Origin of the sequence: uncultured Clostridium sp. (assembly GCF_934754915.1) — a bacterium.
Taxonomy (GTDB): domain Bacteria; phylum Bacillota; class Clostridia; order Clostridiales; family Clostridiaceae; genus Clostridium.
The window spans coordinates 1-8,686 of sequence record NZ_CAKVKB010000138.1 but is presented as its reverse complement, the minus strand read 5'-3'; the positions used below and the strand labels follow the sequence as shown (position 1 = coordinate 8,686).

Genomic DNA, 8,686 nt, shown 5'->3' with positions numbered 1-8,686 from the left:
TTAATAGCAAAAGCAGATACATTGAAACAGTAATATTCTTAAAATGTTTATATTTGATTACATTTTAAGTAGCAGGATTTATGGTATATTACAATTATGGAAGGATTAAAGCTATAAGTGCAAATATAAAAGAAAGCATTACAGATTTAAATAGTGCTTTAGAAGCATATGATAGAATTGATGACGAGAATATGAAATCAATTATAGGAAATAGTATTAGAATGAGTTTTGTTCAGATAAGGGAAGAGATATTTTCTGCAATCACAAGCATATTAAAGAGTTCTGGATTATCAGTAAATAATTTTCAAAATAATATTGACATGATAGAAGCGTGCAGAAGTAATGGCTATTTCATAAATGTAGATGATGCTTTTTTTATAGTTTTAAATAAATATAGAAATTCTGCCTGTCATAGATATAAACAGCCAAGTGTTGAGGATATAAGAATTTTTTATGAAAAAAGAAAAGAACAGATTATTTCTATATTAGATGATTTAGATAGAATAATATTGAGATAAAATACAAAAGGGCGTGTACAAGTGTTAGAAAAAGGTAAGGAATATATATTTGATATTGAGGCTTTAGGTTATGAAGGTGAAGGAATTGCTAAAGTAGAGGGGTATCCTGTTTTCATACCTGGGGCTTTAATTGGCGAAAGAGTAAAGGCTGTTATAGTAAGAGTAAAAAAGAATTTTGCTAATGGAAAACTGGTTGAAGTATTAGAAGAATCAAAAGAAAGAAAAATACCAGAATGCTCAAATTATAATGTCTGTGGTGGATGTACGTCTCAGCATTTGAATTATGAAGGGCAGTTGGATTTTAAATTTTCAAGAGTAAAGGACTGCATAAGAAAAATAGGCGGGTTAGATGAAAATTTAGTTAAATATCCTATTGGGATGGAGAACATATATAGATATAGAAACAAAGTTCAGTTTCCTGTTGGCATGGTAAATGGAAAACTGTCAATTGGATTTTTTGGTGAAAAGAGTCATGAGATTATTGATATGGATACATGTATTCTCCAAGACAAAGAATCAGAAAATATAGTACGTATAATAAGAGAATGGATGAATGATTATTCCATAATGCCAGCAAGAAAAGATGGAAAGTTCTTTAAAAATGGTATTATAAGACACATAGTGGTAAGAAAGGCATTTAAGACAAATGAAATAATGGTTGTATTAGTGACTACAGATAAAAAAATACCACATGTAGAAGAATTGACAGAAAGATTGAAAAGTGAAGTTAAAAATATAAAGAGTATTGTTCAAAATATAAATGATAAAGATACTAATATGGTTATGGGATATGAATGTGTGAATTTGTGGGGAGCAGATTACATATGTGACTACATTGGAAAATATAAATTTAATATATCTCCATTATCATTTTTCCAGGTCAATCCTATACAGACAGAGGTTTTATACAACAAGGCTTTGGAATATGCTGATTTAAGTGGAGATGAAGTTGTTTTTGACGCATATTGTGGCACAGGAACTATAAGCTTATTTTTATCTCAAAAAGCTAAAAAAGTTTATGGTGTTGAGATAATATCGCAGGCAATAGATAATGCAAAAGTCAACGCAAAAGTTAATAATATAGATAATGCTGAGTTTTTTGTTGGAAAATCTGAAGAAGTTATACCTGAACTTATTGAAAAAGGCATAATTCCAGATGTAATAGTTGTTGATCCACCTAGAAAGGGATGTGATTCAAAACTTCTTGATGCACTTGGAAAAGCTAAGCCAAGAAGAATAGTATATGTTTCATGTGATCCAAGTACTTTGGCAAGGGACTTAAGATATCTTCAGCAGGAAGGATATAATATAGTTGAAGTTCAGCCTGTGGATATGTTTCCTATGACAAAGCATGTGGAAAATGTGGCACTGCTAGTTAAGCAATAGAGCCATTACTTATAGGTTTTAAATTTAAAATATAAGTATTTGCCACCATATTGCTACCACAATTATTTTTTGGTGGCACAGCTTTCAAAAAGGTCTATATAAAAGTAATCATTATTGCAAATTATAAAATTGAAATATTAAAAAACTATGATTATATTTGCAGTAAATTATTAGATAAATGTAGTACACATTAAAAAATGTAATTAACATGATGTAATACTAATACAATATATTTTTTTGGCATAATTAAAAGTATATGTTAATGAGTAAATAGTTGATTAATATATAATTATAAAATTAAAGAATATCAGAAGAACATTTTAAATTGGAAAATAAATTAATAAAAATAATATGAAAAAATACTCTGAGAAATCAGAGTATTTTTATCGTTTATATAGCAATATTTATAAAAAATCAGAAATCACAGAAAAACATACACAATATAATGAATTACTACAATTAATAAAGAAAGTTGACTTGTATATTTTTTGAAATTATTATAATTGCAATATATAACACAAAATGTCGAAATATTAAAGGAGGAAATAATATTTTAAGTATTTGCTATAAAAAATAATAAAAAAATAATGAATTATTAATAAATTATTGACAGAATTAATAGAATGTGTTTATAATGTTAGCATAACAACGGGGTTATACTATGGGGTATAGCTCCGTAATTTTTTAATTGTTATTCTAATTATTAAATAAGGGGGCAAAATAAATAATGAAAAAAATTAAGAAACTATTGGCAGCGTTAACAATTGCTACGTTGACATTTAGTTTAGCAGGATGTGGCGGATCTAGTACAACAAGTACGTCACAAACAAGTAATAGCAGCAAGATTTTAAAAGCGCAAGTAGATGTTGAAATAGCATCAATGGATCCACAGATTGCTACAGAAGGTACATCATTTGATGCGATTGCAGCAGTAACAGATGGATTATATCAAATGGATTCAGAAGGTAAACCTAAATTAGCTTTAGCAGAAAAAGTAGACAAGAGTGAAGATGGACTTACTTATACATTCACTTTAAGAGATGCTAAGTGGTCGAATGGAACCGCTGTCACTGCTAATGATTTTGTATTTGCATGGAGAAGACTTGTAGATCCAAAAACTGCAAGTGAATATAATTTCATAGCAAGTATTGCTGGTTTAGCTAATGCAGATGCTATAACAAATGGTGAAAAAGGAGTAGAAGAATTAGGAGTAACTGCAAAAGATGATAAGACTTTAGAAGTTAAATTAGATACTCCAGTACCATTCTTTGAATCATTGATGGCATTCCCATCATTCTATCCAGTTAATGAAGAATTTTACAATAAATGTGGAGACACATTTGCAACAAGTGTTGACACAATACTTTCTAATGGTGCATTTAAAGTTAAATCTTATGAAGCAGCAGCTACATCTGTTGAGCTTGAAAAGAATCCTGACTACTGGGATGCTGATAATGTAAAATTAGATGGAATCCAATTCCAAGTAATTAAAGATTCTCAACAAGCAATGCTTTCATATCAAAATGGTGATGTTGATTTAGCAACACTTGCAGGTGAACAGGTAGATCAATTTAAATCAGAATCAGAATTTAAGAATATCATGGAAGGATATTTATGGTACATATCACCAAACTTAAAAGTTCCAGGTTTAGAAAATCAAAACCTTCGTATGGCACTTGCTCTTTCTTTTGATAAGAATGCAGTTGTTAATAACATATTAAAAGATGGTTCAATTCCAGCAGATTATGCAGTACCTAAAACTCTTGCTACAGGACCAGATGGTAAAGACTTTAGAGAAACAGCAGACACTTATTTATCAACAGATAAAGCAAAAGCTTTAGAATATTATGATAAAGCAAAACAAGAATTAGGAAAAGATTCATTTACTTATAAGATGATTGTTGAAGATACAGAAGCAGCTCAAAATGTAGCACAATTTATTCAATCTGAAATACAGACAAATCTTCCAGGTGTTACTATTGAATTAGAAGTATTACCTAAGAAAAACAGAGTTGAAAGATTACAAAATGGTGAATTTGAATTAGGATTAACTAGATGGGGACCAGACTATGCAGATCCTATGACATATTTAGATATGTGGGTTACAAATAATCCTAATAACTATGGATTCTGGTCAAATGCAGAATATGATTCAATAATTCAATCTGCTAAAAAAGGTGAACTTACTTTAGATCAAAATGCAAGATGGGAAGCTTTAAAGAAAGCAGAAAAAATTGCAATGGATGATGCTGTTATATTCCCAGTTTATCAAAAAGGTAGTGCAGTAATGATAAAGAGTAATGTTTCAGGTATAGATTTCCACTCAGTTGGTGTTCCAAGAATCTATAAAAATGCTACTAAGAATTAAATCAGATATTATAAATGTTGCAGTGGCTTTTATAAGCCACTGTAACTGCTTATAAGGAGCGAATACAACATGAAAAAATACATATTGAAAAGAATATTGATATCAATAGTTACATTATTGGCAATATTACTTATATTATTTTTAATGCTGGAATTTATGCCTGGTTCCCCATTTAATGATGAAAAACTTACGGCTGATCAGATTGCAGCATTAAATGCAAAATATGGTTTGGATAAGCCAATGATTGTCAGGTTTTTAAATTATGTAAAGAATATGCTTACTGGAGATTTTGGAGTCTCTTATACAATTTCTAAAAATACTCCTATTATAGATCTTTTAAAGACTCGTTTGCCAATTTCAATAAGAGTCGGAGGACAAGCTGTTCTTTTAGGTACAGTAGTTGGATTAATCTTAGGAATAATTGCAGCATTAAAGCACAATACTATTTGGGATACATTAACTACTTTTATTTCAGTTTTAGGAGTAAGTCTTCCTTCTTATGTTTTTGCATTAGCTCTATCTTATTCTCTAGGATTTAAGTTAACAATATTTCCGTTGCTTTATTCAAATGATACTCCATTTAAATCTACAGTTCTGCCAACAGTTGCATTATGTATGTTCACAATAGCAACAGTAGCACGTTTTACAAGAACAGAACTTTTAGATGTTTTAGGAACTGATTACATTCTTCTTGCAGAGAGTAAGGGTGTTAGTGGAGTGCAGTTAATAGTAAGACATGAATTGAGAAATGCATTAATTCCAATAATAACTGTTATAGCACCATTGGTTGTTGATTTAATGACAGGAAGTCTTGTTGTTGAAAAAATATTCTCCATTCCTGGAATAGGAAGTCTTTTGGTAACAGCTATTCAGTCAAATGATTACAATGTAATAATTGCATTAGCATTTATATATAGTGCAATGTATATTGGAATTATGCTTGTTGTTGATATCTTATATGGAGTAATTGATCCAAGAATAAGATTAGCAAAGGGGGATAATCATGAGTAATATAGCAGAAAAGAATATTAAGATGGATTTTTTAGCTGATGATTTTGAATTAGCTGGAGAAAGTGTTTCAAAAGTTGATAGAACATATGCCAGCCAGCCCTACTGGAAAGATGTTTTAAACAGATTTATAAAAAATAAAGGAGCAATAATAGGAATAGTATTTATAGCATTGATTACGTTAATGGCAATAGTAGGTGTAGGTATGAACGATCATACTTATGATTCTCAGATTATAGAACATCAGAATCTAGCGCCAAGAATTCCGGGATTAGAATCAATGGGAATTTTTGATGGTTCTGAAAATAATGTAAATAAATATACTGATGGTTCTATTCAAGATGGACAAAGTACTTATTATTGGTTTGGTACAGATGTTCTTGGAAGGGATATATTTACAAGAACATGGATGGGAACAAGAATATCATTATATATAGCACTTGTGGCTGCTATAATAGATATAATTTTTGGATTGAGCTATGGACTTATTTCAGGATATTTTGGAGGAGTAGTAGACAATGTTATGCAGCGTTTTGCAGAAATATTAAATGGTATTCCAAGTCTTGTAATAGTTACTCTTTTAATAATAGTTTTAAAACCAGGTCTTATTACAATTACATTTTCTCTGATGATTACTGGATGGATAGGAATGAGTCGTATTGCCAGAGCTCAGATGCTTAAATTGAAAGAACAGGAATTTGTATTAGCTTCTAAAACTTTAGGTGCAGGCAGTTTTCATATAATATTTAAAGAAATTCTTCCAAATATATTTGGACAGATTATAACTAATACAATGTTTTCTATTCCTCATGCAATATTTACAGAAGCCTTTTTAGCATTCATAGGACTTGGAGTTCCAGCCCCTATGGCTTCATTAGGTTCATTAATAAGTGATGCATTTAAGTCATTTACAACTCATCCTTATATGATAATGCCTCCTATTATTGTACTTGCAATATTGATGTTAAGTTTTAATATGGTTGCAGATGGTCTACGTGATGCATTTGATCCAAGGATGAAAGAAATGTAGGGGGATAGCAAGATGGAAAAAGAAAAAATTTTATCAATTAAAGATTTATCTATCTCCTTTAAAACATCAGCTGGAAGTGTTAACGCTATTCGTGGAATAGAGCTTGATTTATATAGAGGAGAAACTATAGCTATAGTAGGTGAAAGTGGAAGTGGTAAATCAGTTACCATGAAAGCTGTAATGGGAATATTGAGCAGTAATGGAGAAGTTAATTCAGGAAGCATTAATTTTTCATATTATAGGGATAATGAAAAAGTTGATGTAGATTTACTTAAGCTTTCCAAAAAGGAAATGAGAAAGAGAATAAATGGAAAGCGTATAGCTATGATATTTCAAGATCCTATGACATCATTAAATCCAACAATGACAATAGGTGCTCAGATAATGGAAGGAATGATATGGCATTATAAAACGCCTAAGGAAGAAGCATATAAAAAGGCTGTTGAACTTTTAAAGCTTGTTGGAATAAATGATGCAGAAAAGCGTATGAAGAATTATCCACATCAGCTTTCAGGTGGTATGAGGCAAAGAGTTGTTATTGCTATAGCTCTTGCATGTGATCCAGAACTCTTGATTTGTGATGAACCTACAACTGCATTGGATGTTACTATTCAGGCAAAAATTCTTGAATTAATAAAAGATATTCAAAAGAAGATGAATATTTCTGTTATATATATAACTCATGACTTAGGAGTTGTTGCAAAAGTTGCTGATTATGTAGCAGTAATGTATGCAGGAAAAATTGTTGAAAAAGGATTAATAGATGAGATTTTCTATGATCCAAGGCATCCTTATACATGGGGATTATTATCAGCAATGCCTGATTTGGATACAGATGATGATAAATTATACACAATCCCAGGAACTCCGCCAAATTTAGTTAATAAAGTTCAGGGAGATGCGTTTGCTCCTAGAAATATTTATGCCCTTAATATAGATAGACGTATCGAACCTCCTATGTTTAAAGTTACAGATACTCATTATGCTTCAACATGGCTTTTACATGAAAAGGCTCCTAAAGTGGAAATGCCAGCTGAACTTAAAAAGAGAATTGATAGAATGTTAAAGGAGGCAGAACAAGATGACAGATAAGAAGCCTTTATTAGAAGTAAAAGATTTAAAGCAATATTTTAAAATTAGCAAAAAATTTACTGTTAAGGCTGTAAATGATGTTTCTTTTCATATAAATGAGGGAGAAACATATGGTCTTGTTGGTGAATCTGGAAGTGGTAAATCAACAATTGGACGTGCTATAATTCGTCTTTATGATCCAACATCAGGAAGCATACTTTTTGATGGAGTTGATATTTCAGGAAAGTTATCCAAGGAACAAAAGAAACATCTTAGAATAAATATGCAGATGATATTTCAGGATCCAATGGCATGTTTAAATCCTCGTAAGAAGGTTTTTGATATTATAGCTGAAGGACTTGATATACATAAATTGTATAAAGATCAAAATGAAAGAAAAGAAAAAGTATATAAGATATTAAATAGAGTTGGATTATCAGAAGAACATGCTAATAGATATCCACATCAATTTTCAGGTGGACAAAGACAGAGAATAGGAATTGCAAGAGCACTTATAATGAACCCAAAGCTTATAATTGCAGATGAAGCTATAAGTGCGCTAGATGTTTCAATTCAGGCTCAAGTTGTAAATTTAATGAAGGATATTCAAGAAGAAACAAATACAGCAATTTTATTTATTGCTCATGATTTATCAATGGTAAAATATATTTCTGATAGAATAGGTGTATTACATTTAGGACATCTTCTTGAAACAGGAACAACTGAAGAGATATTCGATAATCCAATTCATCCATATACAAAATCATTGATATCAGCTATTCCACATCCTAATCCAATTGTTGAGAAAACAAGAATATCAGAGACTTATGATTATGCCACAAGTGGAATACATTACGAAGATGGTAAACAGCAGCATGTTGATGGGACACATTATGTTCTTGCAACAGATGAAGAATTCAACAAGTGGACAAATAAATAATTGAAAAGGCGATTTAGTAAGAATATGCAGGCTTTGATTTGGTCTGTATATTTTTTTAGCAATTTTCTAATATGACATAGTATGTCAAGGTTTTAGTAGTAAAATGTAAATATCAATGACAGTGTTTTAACAAGGAGAGAATAGATATGGAGAAATCGACTACAAAATCAGATTTATTAGAAACAGTAGCTGCTAATTATAAAAAAATGAAGGAGAAGGGAAGCACTACAAGACCAACTACAAAGGCAGATTTATTAGAAAAAGCAGTCAGAAATTATAATAAAATGAATGAACTTATTTCTGGATTATCAGAAGAGGAATTATCAACATCTTTTGATTTTACATCAGATAGTGGAAAAAAGGAG

At 30.5% G+C, this 8,686-nt stretch carries 7 protein-coding genes and 1 pseudogene; all 8 read left to right on the top strand.

All coding sequences use genetic code 11. The features are described 5' to 3' along the window. Positions 1 to 80 precede the first annotated feature (80 nt). Entirely contained in the window at positions 81 to 518 is a 438-nt protein-coding gene (locus tag Q0F58_RS15445; RefSeq protein ID WP_294378497.1) for a hypothetical protein, read from the top strand. Between the two features lie 21 nt (positions 519 to 539). Continuing rightward, positions 540 to 1,904: a 23S rRNA (uracil(1939)-C(5))-methyltransferase RlmD gene (gene rlmD / locus Q0F58_RS15440; RefSeq protein ID WP_294378494.1), complete on the top strand. Its 1,365-nt coding sequence runs from the start codon at positions 540 to 542 to the stop codon at positions 1,902 to 1,904. 727 nt (positions 1,905 to 2,631) lie between these two features. Then, on the top strand, positions 2,632 to 4,272 hold the full coding sequence (locus tag Q0F58_RS15435; protein WP_294378492.1) for a peptide ABC transporter substrate-binding protein: 1,641 nt from the start codon (positions 2,632 to 2,634) through the stop codon (positions 4,270 to 4,272). A gap of 69 nt (positions 4,273 to 4,341) precedes the next feature. Beyond that, positions 4,342 to 5,283, top strand: coding sequence for an ABC transporter permease (locus Q0F58_RS15430; protein WP_294378489.1), 942 nt, complete (start codon positions 4,342 to 4,344; stop codon positions 5,281 to 5,283). Beyond that, entirely contained in the window at positions 5,276 to 6,310 is a 1,035-nt protein-coding gene (gene opp3C / locus Q0F58_RS15425; RefSeq protein WP_294378486.1) for an oligopeptide ABC transporter permease, read from the top strand. Before Q0F58_RS15430 ends, opp3C begins: the two co-directional genes overlap by 8 nt. A gap of 12 nt (positions 6,311 to 6,322) precedes the next feature. Then, the gene (locus tag Q0F58_RS15420; protein WP_294378483.1) at positions 6,323 to 7,402 is read left to right on the top strand and encodes an ABC transporter ATP-binding protein; all 1,080 of its coding nucleotides are present in this window, start codon (positions 6,323 to 6,325) and stop codon (positions 7,400 to 7,402) included. Continuing rightward, positions 7,392 to 8,321 (top strand): ABC transporter ATP-binding protein, encoded by a 930-nt coding sequence (locus Q0F58_RS15415; protein WP_294378480.1) that lies wholly within the window; start codon positions 7,392 to 7,394, stop codon positions 8,319 to 8,321. The genes Q0F58_RS15420 and Q0F58_RS15415 overlap by 11 nt, the downstream gene beginning before the upstream one ends. Before the next feature lie 146 nt (positions 8,322 to 8,467). Next, positions 8,468 to 8,686 (top strand): annotated as a pseudogene (locus Q0F58_RS15410) (hypothetical protein); the annotation flags it as partial.